This is a genomic window from Thauera sp. SWB20 (assembly GCF_000831325.1).
GTDB classification, from domain to species: Bacteria; Pseudomonadota; Gammaproteobacteria; order Burkholderiales; family Rhodocyclaceae; genus Thauera; species Thauera aminoaromatica.
Window position 1 is genome coordinate 157,713 of sequence record NZ_JTDM01000018.1, and the last position, 16,674, is coordinate 174,386.

Annotated in this window: 12 protein-coding genes; 1 reads left to right on the forward strand and 11 read right to left on the reverse strand. The window is 68.8% G+C overall.

Features of this window, described 5'->3' with window-relative positions:
- Nucleotides 1-14 precede the first annotated feature (14 nt).
- Nucleotides 15-1,151, reverse strand: coding sequence for a hypothetical protein (locus PO78_RS11090; protein ID WP_231570689.1), 1,137 nt, complete (start codon nucleotides 1,149-1,151; stop codon nucleotides 15-17).
- A gap of 284 nt (nucleotides 1,152-1,435) precedes the next feature.
- Here PO78_RS11090 and PO78_RS11095 point away from each other — a divergent pair, with 284 nt between their 5' ends.
- A complete protein-coding gene (locus PO78_RS11095) occupies nucleotides 1,436-3,280 on the forward strand; it encodes an asparagine synthetase B family protein (RefSeq protein ID WP_231570690.1) in 1,845 nt (614 codons plus the stop codon).
- A 101-nt stretch (nucleotides 3,281-3,381) separates the two neighbouring features.
- On the opposite strand, the gene PO78_RS11100 is transcribed toward PO78_RS11095, so the two are convergent.
- The 10 genes from PO78_RS11100 to PO78_RS11145 form a co-directional block, all read right to left on the reverse strand.
- Nucleotides 3,382-4,431, reverse strand: coding sequence for an acyltransferase (locus PO78_RS11100; protein WP_043743787.1), 1,050 nt, complete (start codon nucleotides 4,429-4,431; stop codon nucleotides 3,382-3,384).
- Nucleotides 4,432-4,612: 181 nt separating this feature from the next.
- The gene (locus PO78_RS21905) at nucleotides 4,613-5,575 is read right to left on the reverse strand and encodes a glycosyltransferase family 2 protein (RefSeq protein WP_052484409.1); all 963 of its coding nucleotides are present in this window, start codon (nucleotides 5,573-5,575) and stop codon (nucleotides 4,613-4,615) included.
- Nucleotides 5,576-5,606: 31 nt separating this feature from the next.
- On the reverse strand, nucleotides 5,607-6,965 hold the full coding sequence (locus tag PO78_RS11110; protein ID WP_043743790.1) for a putative O-glycosylation ligase, exosortase A system-associated: 1,359 nt from the start codon (nucleotides 6,963-6,965) through the stop codon (nucleotides 5,607-5,609).
- A complete protein-coding gene (locus tag PO78_RS11115; protein ID WP_043743793.1) occupies nucleotides 6,953-8,326 on the reverse strand; it encodes a phenylacetate--CoA ligase family protein in 1,374 nt (457 codons plus the stop codon). The genes PO78_RS11110 and PO78_RS11115 overlap by 13 nt, the downstream gene beginning before the upstream one ends.
- A 16-nt stretch (nucleotides 8,327-8,342) precedes the next feature.
- The gene (gene xrtA, locus PO78_RS11120; RefSeq protein ID WP_043743796.1) at nucleotides 8,343-9,953 is read right to left on the reverse strand and encodes an exosortase A; all 1,611 of its coding nucleotides are present in this window, start codon (nucleotides 9,951-9,953) and stop codon (nucleotides 8,343-8,345) included.
- Nucleotides 9,950-11,047 carry a glycosyltransferase family 4 protein gene (locus tag PO78_RS11125; RefSeq protein ID WP_043743800.1) on the reverse strand — a complete coding sequence of 366 codons (1,098 nt, stop codon included), beginning with the start codon at nucleotides 11,045-11,047 and terminating at the stop codon, nucleotides 9,950-9,952. Before PO78_RS11125 ends, xrtA begins: the two co-directional genes overlap by 4 nt.
- Nucleotides 11,044-12,255 carry a TIGR04063 family PEP-CTERM/XrtA system glycosyltransferase gene (locus tag PO78_RS11130; RefSeq protein WP_043743804.1) on the reverse strand — a complete coding sequence of 404 codons (1,212 nt, stop codon included), beginning with the start codon at nucleotides 12,253-12,255 and terminating at the stop codon, nucleotides 11,044-11,046. Before PO78_RS11130 ends, PO78_RS11125 begins: the two co-directional genes overlap by 4 nt.
- Before the next feature lie 21 nt (nucleotides 12,256-12,276).
- Nucleotides 12,277-14,205, reverse strand: coding sequence for an XrtA/PEP-CTERM system amidotransferase (locus tag PO78_RS11135; protein WP_043743807.1), 1,929 nt, complete (start codon nucleotides 14,203-14,205; stop codon nucleotides 12,277-12,279).
- A 15-nt stretch (nucleotides 14,206-14,220) separates the two neighbouring features.
- The gene (locus tag PO78_RS11140; protein ID WP_043743810.1) at nucleotides 14,221-15,387 is read right to left on the reverse strand and encodes a TIGR03088 family PEP-CTERM/XrtA system glycosyltransferase; all 1,167 of its coding nucleotides are present in this window, start codon (nucleotides 15,385-15,387) and stop codon (nucleotides 14,221-14,223) included.
- Nucleotides 15,384-16,673 carry a TIGR03087 family PEP-CTERM/XrtA system glycosyltransferase gene (locus PO78_RS11145; RefSeq protein WP_004299623.1) on the reverse strand — a complete coding sequence of 430 codons (1,290 nt, stop codon included), beginning with the start codon at nucleotides 16,671-16,673 and terminating at the stop codon, nucleotides 15,384-15,386. Before PO78_RS11145 ends, PO78_RS11140 begins: the two co-directional genes overlap by 4 nt.
- Between the last annotated feature and the right edge of the window lies 1 nt (nucleotide 16,674).

A 16,674-nucleotide genomic window follows, 5' to 3' on the forward strand; every position in this document is an offset into this window, starting at 1 on the left:
CGCGCCAGATCGTATCACCGTGCCCGCGCGGCGCAGCGGCCATGCATCACGCCCGCGATCAGGAAGACCGGCGCGAGCGCGAACCGCAGGCCGCTGTATTTCAGGAAGCGCCGCAGCGCGGGCTCGTGCTCGACCCGGGCCAAGAAGACGGCCACCCTGTGCGGCAAGGAACGGGTGACGAGCCCCGTGGCCGCAGCGGCCAGTTCGTCGGCGAGCTCGGCGGTGGACAGGAAGCGCACGTCCGGATGGCGTTCGAGCACCCCGCGCAAGGCCCGCTCCAGCTCGTCGTTCGCCGCGCGCGCGACCGCTGCGGCGCCCACGAAGCTCTCGCGATGGGTCTCGAGCAGGACCGGGCGGCCGAGGCGCCGCTTCGCCGCCACGGCCCGCCAGACCTGTTCCGCCCGATGGCCGCGGATCGGTTCGAAATAGTCGTCGCGCACCAACTGCATCAGTCCGTCGGCGGTGCGCTCTCCATTGCGGATGACGCGCGTCGGCGGCATCAGTGCCCCCTGGCCGTCACGCCCCTCGATGCGACGCCCCGGGGTGACGATGCAGCGCACGCTGCTCCCCGCCCACGCACGCTCGACCGCGTCGTCCCAGACGAAGGTGTTCGGCACCGCCACCACCGGCGCCGCACCGAACAGGCGCTCGAGCAGCCGCGCCTCCTCATCGACGGCACATTGCACCGCCGCGGGATCCAGGGGCCGGCTGGGCAGCACCGAGGCGTCGATCCAGCGGCTCTGCAAATGCGACGGCAGCCCTTCGCTGCGCGCCTGCGGATCGGCCAGCCAGTCGCGCAGCGAGGCATCGACGCGGGCTCGCGCAAGCAGCGCATCGGGCCAGAAATGTTCCATGCCGTGTCGCTGGAGGGCGAAGACCCCCGCGCCGCAGCCGGCACGCATCGCCTCGACCATCGGCGCGAACTCGGGCGCATCGAGCGCCCTGCGGTGGTAGCGCGCAAGGCCGTCGGCCAGCATGGCGGCCCCGTCCGGCAGGCTGCACACGACACCGAGGGTCATCACCGCCGGCCTCCCGCGCTGGTCGCGCACCGCGGCGAGCCGGGAAGCGAGCCCTGCAAGCGCGTCGGCGTCTGCCACCGGCCCGGGACCCCAGTCGTCGCTCTCGACGATCAGCACGGGCTGTGCGAGCACGGGTTCGTTCCACAGGGCTCGCAGAGCGGCACGGTGCACAACGAGGAATGCCAGCACCGCCGCTCCGCCCCACAGCACGAGAGCAAGAATTGAAAACGACATCGTAAAGACGCTCTACCTCACATGGATCGTTGGGGCGGACCCGCCAGCCAGCACAGGCCGTCGCGAACCTGAATGCAACGGCCGTACGCGTTTCCCCGCCCACCTGTGTACTGCACCGCACTTGCGCGAAGCCTACTCGGCTACCATAGACCGCGATGTGATCAATTTTACTATTCAAGACGATGACGACACGACGAGTACTGTGCGGCTGGATCAACCTGGACGAACGCGTCGCAAGCCAGGACGCACTCGCTGCGATGCTCGCCGCCGAGGGGCTCGCACCGGCACAGATCCGCGTGCAGACGTCCGAGGCAGGCGTTTTGGCCTGCACCCATCCCGCGGGGAGCAGTGCGGTCGACCTGCGCTCGGGCAGCATGGCCGTGCTGCTCGGGAACCCGCGCTGGCCCGACGCGCGGCTTGCCATGCTGGCTCATAGCGAGGGCCACGCAGCCGCGCTGCTCGATGCCTGGCGGAACAGAGGTGAAGCTGCCTTGGAAACGATCCAGGGCAGCTTCGCCCTGGTCCTCGTCGACAGCGCTCGCGACCGGATCCTGCTCGCGGTCGACCGCTGCGGAGCGGAGCGCCTGTGCTTCGCCGCCGTGGGCGGCACGCTGGTCTTTTCCACCAGCGCGCGCGCAGTGGCGCACCACCCGCTCGTGGCAGCGACGATCGACAGGCAGGCGCTTTACGAATACCTCTATTGCCACATGGTTCCAAGCCCCGATACGGCGTTCGCCGGCGTCGAGAAGCTGCTCCCCGCCCAATGCGCGAGCTTCTCCGGCGGCCGCCTCGAGCGCCGCTTCTACTGGCAGCTTCCTTACGCGCCGGAAGTCGACGCCGACGAGGCCAGCCTGCGCAAGCGATTCCTCGACCTCACCGAGCAGGCGGTCGCCCGTCAGTACGACGAGAAGCGATCGACCGGCGCCTTCCTGTCCGGCGGCACGGACAGTTCGACGGTAAGCGGGATGCTCGGGAAGGTCAGCGGGCAGCCGGCGCGCACCTACTCGATCGGCTTTCGTGCGGAAGGCTTCGACGAGATCGAATATGCCCGCATCACCTCGCGCCACTTCGGCACCGAGGCGCACGAGTATTACGTGACCGCAGACGACATCGTCGAAGCCATGCCGCTGATTGCCGCGGCCTACGATGAACCGTTCGGCAATGCCTCGGCCGCACCGACCTATTTCTGCGCGAAGATGGCACGCGAGACCGGTATCGAAATCGTGCTTGCGGGCGACGGCGGCGACGAGTTCTTCGGTGGCAACGAGCGCTATGCCAAGCAGGGCGTTTTCGAGCGTTATCACCGTACGCCCGCAGCACTGCGCAAGCTGCTCGAGCCCCTGGTGATGAATTTTCCGCTCGGCGATTCAATCCTTCCGGTGCGCAAGGCGCAGAGCTACATCCGGCAGGCGCGCATCCCGCTGCCCGACCGTCTGGAGACCTACAATTTCCTGCATCGTGATCCGCTGCAGGAGATCTTCGAGCCGGAATTCCTCTCCGCGGTCGACACCGAACGCCCACTGAAACTCGCACGCGACGCCTATTTCCGCAGCGCCTCGACGGAAGTCATCGAGCGCATGATGCACCTCGACCACAAGATCACCCTCGCCGACAACGACCTGCGCAAGGTCACGCGGATGTGCGAGGCCGCCGGCGTGGAGGTGCGCTTTCCATTTCTCGACGACGATCTCGTCGAGTTCTCGGGCCGACTGACGCCGCGGCACAAGGTGGACAAGGGGCGGCTGCGGGTGCTGTTCAAGGACGCGCTGCGGGGCTTTCTGCCGAACGAGACGATCACCAAGAGCAAGCACGGCTTCGGCCTGCCGTTCGGCGTCTGGCTGAACAGCCATGGTCCGCTGAAGAGCCTCGCCGACAACGCGCTCGACAGCTTGTCCCAGCGCGGAATCGTCCGACCCGCATACCTCGACGCTCTGCGCAAGGCGCATGCATCCGGACATGCGAGCTATTACGGGGTGATGATCTGGATCCTGATCGAACTCGAACTCTGGCTGCAGCACAACGCCTGAACCGACCGCTCCAGTCCGGCTCCGACAAGACGCTGCCCCGGCTCCGAAATGCAAGGACCGGGCCGGCGAACACCTGCCAGCCAGCGGGGCATCCGCACGCGCTAGGCGAAGAACGGCCTCACGCGAGGCCACCTGGCGAGAAGGCCAACCACGGACAGGGTGAGCAGATAGACGAGCGGCGTCTTGAGGAACTCCCAGAGCAAGCCGCCGCCTTCACGAGCGCCGAGGACCTCCATCACCGCGACATGGCCGGCATACACCCCCAGCGTGTAGCGTCCCCATTGGGGCAAGGGCGTCCCCACCGCCCACGATGGAGACGACCTGAGCAGGTTTAACAGCCCCCAGACCTGAAAGGGCGTGGCAAGCAGAAAATCATGCCCCTCCAGCGGGACACCGTAGATGTGCAGCAGGGTCCAGGCCTCGACAAAAGTGGCGACCGTACCGCCGATGAAGAGGAAGCAGGCGACGCGGCGCCCGATGCGAACCGTGTCCCCAGCCGACCACCATCCGGTGGCGATGATCAACGGCGCACACATGAGCCCCCCCGGCACACCCGGAGAAAGAGGCCTCAGCAACGGGTGGTCTGCATATGCTCCGGCGCCGAGCCCCATCGCATACAGCAAGGCGAAATAGACGAGGCAGGGGACGCGCCGCTTCACGCGCATGACCGCAAACACATGCAGGGTCCCGATCAGCAGCGCGGGCAGGAACCATAAATGCGCACGCGGCCCGGCGAGCAGACTCCAGCCGTCGCCGAACAGTGCCGCGGCGCGCCAATAGGCAAGGCGGATCCATCCGCCTTCCCATGCTGCGTTCCAGTCGGGGGTCCAGAGCAGGTAGAACGCGTACCAGAAGAGGACAAGCCCGGCCAGCCGACCCGCAAAGCCGCTCACGACGCGCAGGTCGCGCCCGCTCTTCCTGCATCGTTCACCAAGCAGATAGCCCGATACGACAAAAAAGAAGGGGACGGCGAACCGCCCCGCCAGATCGATCAGTTCCCCTGCGGAAACCTCTCCAAGTGAATACACCCGCCCGATGAAGGGGTCACAGTGAATCGCCAGCACGGCAAAGATGGCGATCGCCCTCGCGGCGTCGATACTGGGCATCCTGCCAGCGACCTGGGGAAACACTGCATGCTTGACGGCATCCATGGAAACGGCATCTCGGAAAAGAGGGAGGTGGAGCCGGAAGGATCATCGGCCAAGGTGGATTGCAAGGATCCGCGCCTCGACCGAAGCAGCCCCGATTCTCGATCCATCGAACTCATCGGGACACCCTGCGTTCGTGATTCCCCGAACATCACCGCGCGAGGCAGCGCTGCGGGCTCCCGGGTCAGCCGCGGACAAGACCGATCGCCCGTGCAAGGATGCGGGCCAGAAGGCGCAATTGCCCAAGTTCCAGCCTGATCCTTGCACTGTTCCACAGATATTCGAGCGCCCGGGCCTGATCTCCGCCCTTGCTGCTCGACCAGGCGGCACCGAACCACAACTCGACCAGCGCGTCACGCACCGCGGCCCGGCCTTCTGCTTCCAGCTTACCCTCCAGCAAGCGCTGCTTCATCAGGGCGTTCGAGCGCAGATGCTCCCTTTGTCGATCGGACTTGGACGAAAACCCCTGACCCGATGCTCGCTGCATGTACAGGCCATCGGTCACGAGAGCGCATCTCGCCTGCAGCGCGGCACGTATCGCCCAGTCGCAGTCCCAGAGCAGGATATCTGCCTGGTACGGACCGATCCGCTCGAAACTCGAACGTCTGACGACCGGGCGCTGAAACGCCATCGGCACAGTCCTCAGCAGTCCGCGGAACAACTCCGCCGGCTCGAACGCGAGGACTCCCCCCCTGGGAGAGGAGAACGGATGGAGGGTCGACAGCAGCACCCCCATCGCCTGTTCGTAGGCCCTCTGGCCCGCCTCGCTCCGCTCGCCGAACCATGAGACGCCCATGAACACCACATCGAGCTCGGGGTCCTCCGCGAGGGCCGCGACTGCACGCTGCAGATAGGACGGAGCGTAGAGATCGTCGTCATCGAGGAATGCCAGCACGTCGCCCCGGGCCTGGAAGGCGCCTGCATTCTTCGCCTCGGCACCACCGCGGCTGCGAACGTTGCGGATGAGCGCGCAACGGGGGTCATCCGGTATCGACGCGGGCGGATCCGAGGCGTCGTCGACGACGATCAGATCCCAGTTCTCCCAGGTCTGAGCGCGGACACTTGCGATTGCCTCGGCCAATAGTCGAGGCCGATCATGAGTCGGGAGGACGACGGTGACCGACGGCGAACGTGTCGAGGTGCTCATGAGCCCCCCTCGGTGCGCCGGAGGCTCGATCTCATCGGTGCGACCTGGAGCTCGCGAATCGGCCACCGGCAACGCGGGGTTGCGGGAGATGGCTCTTGTCGGGCGGCGTCGGGCCGGCACTCGACAATGGCCGCTCGAGCCCGGAGGCGCTGCTTCCCCGAGCTTGCACCCGCGGTTCGGCAATTTCCCCGACCGCCCGCCGAACCAGTTCGTGCACCACCACGATGATCACGATCAGGTGGTAAAACAGGTCGAAATACTGCAGGCCCAGGAAGGAGCCGGCCGACATGTAGCCGATCAGGCTGACCTGGATCATCGCGGCGAGGTCCCGCGCCCAGGTCAGTTCCTTGTGCGGCTTCACCATGCGGATGATCTGTGTCGCCGACCGCCAGGTGAAGATGTGCAGCAGCACGAACATGACGAGACCGGGCCAGCCCTGCTCGCCGAGCGTACCGAACCAGTTGCTGTGCGAATCGGTGCCTCCGAAGCCCGTGACCGCGCGGAAACCCCCGCCGAGCAGGCTGGAGTTGGCGATGTAGACGGCATTCCCCCAGGCGTAGATGCGCCCTTGTGCCGAGCCGTCCTCATCATAGGTCTGGATCGTGTGCATGCGCTCGAACCACTCCGGCGGCATCACGTAGAAAACGACCAGCACCACCGGGATGATCCCGATCAGGACCCCGAGCCGGTTGCGCGCCTTGAGCAGGAAGAATACCCCCATGGCGCCGAGCCCGACCAGCGCACCGCGCGAATGCGTGCCGATCACGGCGATCAGGGTGAGGACGGACATGGCGAGCAGCCCCAGGCGCTGCCAGGCCACCTTGAGCTGCAGGCGGATGTACCAGAGCAGCGGGACCGTCATCAGCAGGGCGAGGCCGATTGAGTTGCGGTCCTCGATGAAGGAGCCGCCGGGGCCGCGCACGTTGTTTCCGCTGCCCCCGGTCAGGACGAAGATGCCGCCCTTCACCCCGTAGAAGGCCAGCGAGAAGGCGATCACGACCACCAGCCAGTGAACGCGGTCGCAGTCGCGGATCAGCATCAGGGTGACGTAGGTCATCAACATGATCCGCCACACCTTGTCCCACTGCGGCCAGGCCAGGCCCGGATACCACGAGAAAGCCGTGGTCAGGAACATCCATCCGGTGAACACCAGCATCAGCCAGGTCTCGCGCGACCACACGATCTCCTTCTTCTCGCGCGAGAACAGGATACCGACGAAAGTGGCGAGCGCGACCATGAATGCGAAGGGCATCGAGGTCGAGAAGCCCCAGGCCATCCGGTGCGGATTCATGTAGCTCAGCCACGACCACGCGAGAATGCCGATCCACGGGTATCTGAGGATGAAGGGCAGCGTGCCGAACACCGCGAGGGTGACGATCAGGTCGCGCATGACACCTCCGAGGCGTCGACCTTGCTGACGACGTAGCGATACTTTCCGGACTTCTCCGGCGCAATCTCGGCAACCTGCTCCACGTCGATCCGCACCCCCTCGCCGAGCCGGGCCGCCAGACCGTGCTCGATCCGACCGACAGTGTCGGCGTCGAACCCCACGCCCGGCACCACCTGCACCCGAGTGTGCTCCAGCGACTCCTGCACGATGCGGAAGCCCGCCACCTGGGGCAGGTCGCGCAGCACGTAGATCAGCGCCAGCCCGTGCATCACGGTGCCGTCGCGGGCGACGACGAAGTCGGTCGCGCGTCCCTGGATCTCCCTCAGCATCGGCAGGCCGCGCCCGCAGGCGCAGGTCGCGGTGTCCATCACCGCCACGTCCCCGGTGCGGTAGCGGATGAAGGGGAAGTCGCCGGTGGCGAGATGGGTAACGACGATCTCGCCCGCCTGCCCGGGCGGCAGCACCCTGCCCTCGCCATCGACGATCTCGACAATGAGGTCCTCGGCAGTGAGGTGCATGCCGCCTTGCGGGCACTGGTGGGCGATGAAGCCGGCGTCGCGGGAGCCGTAGCCGTTGGCGACCGGGCAGCCGAAGACACGCTCGATGGCCTCGCGCTGGTGGTCGTAGAGGCGCTCGGAGGTGCAGAACGCCACCTCGATGCCGAGGTCGTCCATGCGAATCCCGCGCCTTTCGGCGTGCAGGCCGATATGGGACAGCGCCGAAGGGTAGCCGAAGAGCATCCTCGGGCGGCGCGCGCGGATGCGGGCGACGAAGCCGTCCAGCTTCGTGGCGGACATCTCGAAGGCGGGCAGCAGCTCGGTACGGAACAGCCGATCCCGCAGTGCGCGCACCCGGTCCTGCGCGCCGAGCTCGATCGGCGAGCCCCACACGACAATCTCGGGATCGCCGATGTCGACGCCCCACCAGCGCGTGGCGCGCCACTTGGCGGCGACGTCGTGACTGACACGCTGGTTGCCGATGAAGAAGATGAGCGGCTCGCCGCTCGAGCCGCCCGTATTGAAACGCGCCAGGCCGACGGCGTCGTCGGCCTTCAGGCCCTCGGTATTGGCGCGGATCTCCGCCTTGCCCAGGAAGGGCAGGCGCTGCAGCTCGGCCAGGCTGCCGATCGTCGCGGGATCGAAGCCGATGCGCGCGAAGCTCTCGCGGTAATAGGGCACGTGCTCGCGCGCATGCGTCAACAGCGCGCGCAGGCGGTCGAGCTGCACGGCCTCGATGCGCTCGCGCGGCCACCACTGGCTGTCCTCCAGGCCGCGCCGCAGGGCGACGCTGTCGTGTTGCTTGAGGCGCTCGTGGAGCGGGAAAAGCAGGCCCGAGACCAGGCGGGTGTAGAGGCCGGACATTTCGTTTTCCTCCGCCTCAAGGGTTCGCGGTGCGATCCAGCATGGCCTGCAGGGGCCCGCCCATCTCGCGTGCGAAGTCTTCGAGCGCGGCGATCGTGCCGGCGTGTCCGCCCTGACCCTGCGGCGCATGCAGCATGACCACCGCCGAATCGTCCCCTTCGCCGCGCAGGCGGCTCAGCGCCAGATAGACCTTGGCGAGATGATCGCTGGTGGTCCACCGGCCGCCGATCCAGTACGCGTACCAGACGACCATGCGTGCATGCTCGCTCGCCATCTCCAGCGTGCGCCACGCCTGCGCCTGGTCGCCGAGTTGCACCCGGACCGGACCCGCGGCGGTCATGCGCCACACCGGGTCCTTGCTGATCAGCACGCGGTTCTCGGAATTGATCAACTCCCTGCCCGGTCCCTGGTCGCGGTAATAGCCGATGTACACCCCCACCGGAACGCTCCCCGCGCGCCAGGTCGAACGGAAGGTGTCGCGCATGCCGGAATAGCTCGGCGACCACGGCGGCAATTCGCCCGCTTCCGTCCGCTGCCACGCGCCCTGCCCCTCCAGCGCGGCGAAGCGCACCGGCCCCTGCTCGCCCTGGCGCTCGAGGTGGCCGAGGACCGGCACCCACAGCCCCACCGCGACCACCGCCACGGCCAGCCAGCCCAGGCCACCGGTGCGTGCGCCCGACGATCGCGCAGAGCCGACGGGCATGGCCGGGGCCTCTTCCTCGTCCTCCTGCCAGCGCGAACCGATCCAGAACAGCGCGAGGATGATGATGCCGAAGAAGACCCAGCCGTAGATCAGGTGGTCAGCCCCGGCAGCGAGGCGGTTGTCGGTGAGGTGGCCGAGCATCACGATGCCGTAGGCGCGCAGCCAGTTGGCGAATACCGGCAGCACGATCGAGGCGGCGACGAAAAGCAGGCGCTTCTGCGTGCTGCGGTAGTTCAGGTAAGCGTACAGGCTGCCGACGACGATCGAGGCCATCAGGTAGCGCACGCCGCTGCACCCCTCCACCACCTGCCAGCGCCCGGAGGGGATCACCAGCAGGAAGCCTTCGGCGTACACCGGCACTCCGGAGGCGCGCACCGCCCAGATGATGAAGTCGGCGGTCCACTGCATCATGGTGGGGAAGAGGAACTCGCCGAACGGCACCATGAAGAACAGGAAGCCGATCGGGAAGGCGTAGGTGCGCACCACCGCGCTGCCCATCACCGCCCAGACGAAGCCCACCAGCATGCCCACGAAGGCGAACTGCGACACCGCATCGACGCTGGCGAGCTCGCCGAGCAACCAGGCCGCGCCGGCGACGAGTCCGGCGCAGATGCCGAGCAGCGAGGGCGCGATCGGTACATGGTCGATGAAGTGCCGGCGCCGCCATACCAGCCAGGCCGAGATCGGCGCGATCACGAAGCCGTGGGCGAAGGTGTCCGAGCGGTCCCAGATGCCCACCATGGCCAGGAAGGTGTCGCGATACCAGAACAGCAGCCACAGCAGTCCCAGCGCAAGCACCGCCAGGTGAAGCCTGCGCGTGCGCGGATCACCGAGCGTCGCAGGGCGGGCGTCGGTCGCCTGCAGGTGGGTCGGCATCGCGCCCGGCCGCACGGATTGAAGCATCGCGGTTCCTTTCATGTTCATGTGGCCCTCTTCGCGGCAATCGCATCCGCGTAGGCGGACAGCAGTTGTGCGCGCACCGAGCTCCAGCGGTAGCGCTGCACCTCGGCGCACCCGGCGGCGACCAGCGCGGCGCGCAGGCCGGTGTCGGCAAGCACCTTGTGCGCGGCGTCGGCCATCGCCTGCGGATCGTCGGGTGGAACCAGCATGGCCGTGTGGCCTTGCGTGACGATGAAGGGAATGCCGCCGACGTCGGTGGTGACCACCGGCAGGCCGCTCGCCAGCGCCTCGAGGATGGCATTGGGCATGTTATCCACCCGACTCGGGTTGAGCATGAGATCTGCGTCACGGTAGAGCGCAGCCATCTGCTCGCGGTCCAGGCGACCGGTGAAGCGGACCCGCTCGGCGATGCCGAGTTCCTGCGCGAGCGCGGCCAGCGCCGCGGCCTCCGGCCCGCTGCCGGCGATCGAGAGGCGCGCCGCCGGCCAGGCCGCGCACAGCCGCGCGAAGGCGCGCAGCGCGGTGTCGTTGCCGTAGAGGGCTTCGAGGTTGCGGGCGACGACCAGATGCGGGCCCTCGCCGGCCGCGCGCGGCGCCGTCGCGGGATGGAAACGCTCGAGGTCGACGATGTTGGAGACGATGCGCCCGGCCATGCCGTGGCGCGCGAAGACTTCGAGCAGGAAGCCGGACGGCAGCACCAGGCTGGACGCGCGGCGCAGGGTGGCACGCACGACCGCCGCCGAGCGGGCAAGGAAGCCGGCCGCCTCGCCTCCGCGGTAATTGACCACCACCGGCACGCCACGCAGCCAGCCGATCCACACCGCCGGCGCGGCGAAGAGATGCCAGGACCAGCCGGAGTTGGCCATCACGTGCATGAGGTTCGCCCGCCCTGCGGCCTGCCACAGCCGCAGCAGGTAGGGCAGGAGCCGGAACAGCGCGCGCACGCCCTTCAGCCTTTCGACCCAAGCCGGACAATACGGCGCATTGACCTGCACGACCTCGACCGACGCGCCCTCGCCGCGCAGCAGCTCGGCGAGCTGGCGGGTCTGGTTGGCCATGCCGCCGGCAGGCGGCGGCAGCGGCCCGACGAGCAGGACGCGCAGCGCGGAGAAATTCATGCCGCGGCGCGAGGCTTCGCGACCAGTCTGCGATACACCGGCGTGTAGTTCGCCACGCTGTTCGTCCAGTTGCGCACGTCCTCGACGAACTGCCGCCCCGCCGCGCGCATCGCCGGCCAGCGCTCGCGGTGCGCGAGCAGGTCGTCGATGGCGGCGGCGAGCGCCTCGGCGCTGCCGGCCTTGAACAGCCTGCCGGTCTCGCCGTCGCGGATCAGCTCCTTGTGGCCGCCGACGTCGGAGGCGACGAAGAGCCGACCCTGCGCCATGGCCTCGAGCGGCTTGAGCGGGGTGACGAGCTCGGTGAGTCGCATGGAGTGGCGCGGATAGGCGAGCAGGTCGATCTGGTCGTAGTAGCGGCTGACGTCCTTGTGCGGCACGCGACCGGTGAAGACGACCTTGTCGGCCACGCCGAGGCGCAGGGCCTGAGCCTTGAGGTTTTCGTCCTGCGGCCCGCCGCCGACGAGCAGCAGGCGCAGCTCGGGGCGCTTCTGCAGCAGCGCGGGGAAGGCCTCGAGCAGCAGATCGAGGCCCTCGTAGGCGTAGAAGGAGCCGACGAAGCCCACCACGGTGGTGCCGGCGAGGCCGAGCTGCTCCCGCAAGGCAGGGTCGGCGTCGCCCGAGAGCTGGAAGGACTCGATGTCGACCGCGTTGGGGATGACCGTGACCTTGGCCGCCGGGATGCCGCGGCCGACGATGTCGGCGCGCAGGCCTTCGCAGATGGTGAAGACGTGGTCGGCGCGCTTGATCGCCCAGGTCTCGAGCGCCTTGGTGGCGCGGTAGCGCAGGCTGCCCTCGGTGGTAGTGCCGTGGTCGACCGCGGCGTCTTCCCAGAAGGCGCGGATCTCGTAGACGACCGGGATGCCGAGCTTGCGCCCGGCGCGGATGGCCGGAATGGCGTTGAGCACCGGCGAGTGGGCGTGGAGGATGTCGGGGCGCAGTTCGGCCGCGAGCTGCTCGATGCGCGCCTGCACCGCACGGATCTGGCGCAGCTCGGCGATGCCGCTGCTCGCCGGCGTCGGCACGCCGGTACGGTGGAAACGCAAGCCCTCGATCTCCTCCACCATGGCCTTCGTCTCGCCCTGCTTGGGCGAGGTCAGGTGGAAGGTCTCCCAGCCGAGCGCGCGCTGCTCGCGCAGGATCGCCGCGGTGCGGAAGGTGTAGCCGCTGTGCAGCGGGATCGAGTGATCGAGGATGTGCAGGATGCGCATGGAGTATTCGGAACGTCGCGATCAGACCGCCTCGGCCAGCGCGACCGGCAGGGTGGCGCCGGCTGCGGTGTTGCGGACGAAAGCCTCGAACATCAGCAGCGTCCACAGCGGGGCGCTGTAGTCGCGCGCGCCGGACTGGTGGGCGTCGACCAGATGCTCGAGGTAGCTGCGCTCGAAGATACCCGTAGCGGCCAGGGTCTCGCCCAGCACTGCGTCACGCACGCGCTGCTTTAGCGGGCCGCGGAACCAGCGCTCGAGCGGCACCGCGAAGCCCATCTTCGGGCGGTAGAGCACGTCGTCGGGCAGCAGCGGCTCCATCGCCTTCTTGAACAGGTACTTGCCCTCGTTGCCCTGGATCTTGAGGCCGGAGGGCAGCGTCGCCAGCCACTCGACCAGCTTGTGGTCCATCAGCGGCTCGCGCACCTCGAGCGAGTGCGCCATGCTCGCGCGGTCGACCTTGGTGTTGATGTCGCCGACCAGGTAGGTCTTGAGGTCGAGGTACTGGATCAGCGCGAGCGCATCGTCGGTGCCGGCGGCTGCGGCATGGCGGCGGAAGACCTCGAGCGCGTCGTAACCGCCGAGCCTGTTGCGGAATTCGGCGCTGAACAGCTTGCGCCGCATGTCGCCGCGCAGGATGGAGACGCTGTGGAAGTAGGCCTCGGTGGCGTCGCGCGCCATCGCCTGGAAGGTGGTCTTGGCGCGGAACACGCGCGGCGCCCAGTCGGCCTTGGGATAGACGCGGCCGAGCAGTCCGAAGAGCGGTCGGCGCACGCCCATCGGCAGCGCGGCGCGCATCTTCTCTTCCATCAGGTGCATGCGGTAGCGGCGGTAGCCGCCGAAGCTCTCGTCGCCGCCGTCGCCCGACAGCGCCACGGTGACCTGCTTGCGCGCGAGCTGGCACACGCGGTAGGTGGGGATGGCCGAGCTGTCGGCGTAGGGCTCGTCGTAGAGCGCGGCCAGGGTGTCGATGAGGTCGAAGTCGTCGGACTTGACGGTCTCGACGAAGTGACGGGTGCGGTAGCGGTCGGCGACCTTCTGCGCGAAAGCCGACTCGTTGTACTTGGGATCGTCGAAGGCGATCGAGCAGGTGTTGACCGGATCGTCCGAGAGCCCCGCCATGGTCGCCACCACCGCGCTCGAATCGACCCCTCCGGAGAGGAATGCACCCAGCGGCACCTCGGCGATCATGCGCAGCCGCACCGATTCGCGCAGGCGCTCGGTCAGCTCGGCGGTGGCGTCGGCGAGGCCGATGTCGTTGTCGAGGGTGAAGCGCACGTCCCAGTACTGCTTCGGCGCGGGGATCGGCTGGCCGCGGCGGATGCACAGCGATTCGCCGGGGCCGAGCTTCCTGGCGCCGAGGAAGATGGTGCGCGGCTCGGCGACGTAACCGAGGGCGAAGTACTCCTCGACCGCGAGCGGGTCGATGCGGCGGTCGAGCGCCGGGTGCTGCATCAGCACCTTGAGTTCGGAACCGAAGGCGAGCGTGCCGTCGGGCAGCAGCGCGTAGAACATCGGCTTGACCGCGAGGCGGTCGCGCGCCATGAAGAAGGTGTCGCGGTTGCGGTCGTGCAGCGCGAATGCGAACATGCCGCGGAAGCGCTGCACGCAGTCCTCGCCCCAGGCCTCCCAGGCGTGCACGATGACCTCCGTGTCGCTGCGGGTGTGGAAGACGTGACCGAGCGCCTCGAGCTCGGGCACGAGCTCCTGGAAGTTGTAGATCTCGCCGTTGAACACCACCGCCACCGAGCCGTCCTCGTTGAACAGCGGTTGCTGGCCGGTGGCAAGGTCGATGATGGACAGGCGGCGGTGGGCGAGCGCGACGCCCGGCTCGAAGTGGTAGCCGCCCTCGTCCGGGCCGCGATGGTGCTGGACGTCGTTCATGCGCTGCATCAGGGCGCGCTCGAAGTCGCGTCTGCCACGGGTGTCGAAGAGGCCGGCAATGCCGCACATGATCGCGTGTCCTCGTCAGGCTGCGCCCTGCGGGCGCAGAAGGGATTCGTAGAGCTCGGCGTAGCGGGCCACCATGCGCTCGATGCTGAACTCCGCCTCGACGCGCCGGCGCGCAGCCAGGCCATGTTTTTGCCGCAATGCAGCATCCGCAGCGTAGCACAGCAACGCCTCCGCCATGCCGCGCGGGTCTTCGGCCGCCACGAGCGCGCCGGTCTCGCCGGGCACGACCAGTTCCGCATTGCCGCCGACCGCGGTGGCGACGACCGGCAGCCCGCTCGCCATCGCCTCGAGGACGGTGTTGGAGATGCCCTCGGCGCGCGACGGCAGCGCGAACACGTCGAGCGCGCGCATCACCGCGGGCACGTCGGCACGCTCGCCGGCCAGCCAGACGGCGTCTTCCAGCCCGCTGCTGCGGATCTCGGCCTCGAGCGTGGCGCGCAGCGGCCCGTCGCCCGCGAGCAGCAGGCGCAGCCTGCCCCCGACCCCGCCGTGTGTGCGCGCGAGCGCGAAGGCGCGCACCAGGGCGAGCGGATCCTTGACCGCCTGCTGCCGCCCGACCGTGCCGACGATGACCGTGCCGGGGGTGGCGAAGCCTTCCGGCAGACCGGCGAGGCTGCGCGCCTGCGCCGACAGGCGGGGGTGGAAGCGCCGCGCGTCCACGCCGTTGCAGATGCGCGCGACCCGCGCGGGGGAAATGCCCACGCGCTCGACGAGATAGGACTCGATGTGGCCCGAGAGCGCCACGTAGCGGTTCACGAAGGGGCTGTAGGCACGCCGCAGCCACTGGAACTTGCGCCGCGTGCCGCCGGGGTCGGAGACGTCCCAGCCGTGCTCGCCATGCACCGTCGCCGGCACGCCGGCGAGCCGCGCCGGCACGACGGCCTCGAGCGCGGCGAGGTTGCGCGTATGCACGATCGCCGGACGCAGCGCGCGGAACAGCCGGTACAGGCGCGGATAGAGCTTGAGGCCGTGGCCGGGCGGCTTGTGCAGCGACACGAAGCGCACGTCCGCGCGCTCGATGCGGCGCGAGAAGCCTTCGGTGCATTCGGTGAGCGCCACCACCGCATGACGGAAGCGCTCGGCAGGGAGGTGGTTGATCAGGTTCACCACCCCGTTCTCCAGGCCGCCGACGTCGAAGCGGTACACGAGGTGCAGCACCAGCGGCCGGGCGACGTCCTTCATGGTGTCCGCACGAGCGCCGCCGCGTTCGGCGCGGCGCCCTCGCGGGCCTGCACCGCCTGCGCGAGGCCTGCATCCGTGCCCTGCGCATCGAGCAGCCAGTCCAGGGTGCGCAGGTGCGCCGACCAGCTGTAGGCGCGCAGCACGCAGTCCCGCGCCGCCGCGCCGATCGCGGCGCGGCGCGACGGATCCCCAAGCAGCTCGACCACGCGCCGGCACAGCTCGTCGCCATCTTCGGCGATGCTGCACTCCACCCCGTCGCGCGCCGCCAGACCCACGGCAGGCGCGGCCGAGAGCACCACCGGGCGCGCCATGGCCATCGCTTCCAGCACCTTGTTCTGGATGCCGCGCGCAATGCGCAGGGGCGCCACCACGAGGTCGGCGTGGGCGATGTAGGGGCGCACGTCGGGCACGGTACCGGTGACCACGACATCCTCGCCGGCGAGCGCCTGCACGGCCGGCGCCGGGTTCATGCCCACGATCCAGAAGCGCACGCCGGGCATGGCGCGACGGATCGCCGGCAGGAGCTCGGTGGCGAACCAGCACACCGCGTCGACGTTGGGCCAGTAGTCCATCGCACCGCTGAAGGCGATCACCGGAGCGCCCGCCGGATAGGGCGAAGCCCCCGCGTTGGCAGGCGCGAAGTACTCGGCGTCGACCCCGTTCTGCATGACGCCGACGCGGTCGCCGACTTCGGGCGCCGCGCGCCGGAAGACCTCGGCCTCGGCCTCGGTGACGAAGAGGCTCGCCTCCACGCCGGCTGCGGCGCGGCGCTCGAAGTCGAGCAGGCGCTCGCCCTCGCGCCGGTACAGCCAGGACATCGGCCAGCGCCGGTCGGCGGCGTACTGCGTCCACTTGGCCGAATCGACGTCGCAGAAGTCGACCACGCGGCGGCTCAGCCCGGGCACGTCGAGGTACTGCGCCATCGGCCCCGAGAAGGCCACCGCCGAACGGATGCCGTTCTCCGCCACCACCTGATCCACCCAGCGCGCCAGGCGCGGGCTGCGGTAATAGGGCAGGCTCAGCGCCTCTCCGCGCAGCAGGCCGCGCAGGCTCGCGAGGCGGCGGATGCCCGGCTCGATCGGGATCACGCAGGTCTGCTCGCACCACTGGCGCAGCGCCGGGATGTGGCGGCGGTCGTCCGCATGGTCGACGAAGCTGCCCAGCCACACCCGGTGCGTGCGGGCGAGCTGGCGCAGGATGTTGAACGACCGCAGCTTGTCGCCCTTGTTGGGCGGGTAGGGGATGCGGTGCGTGAGGTAGAGGAGCGGCGGCCGGCTGTCCTGCACC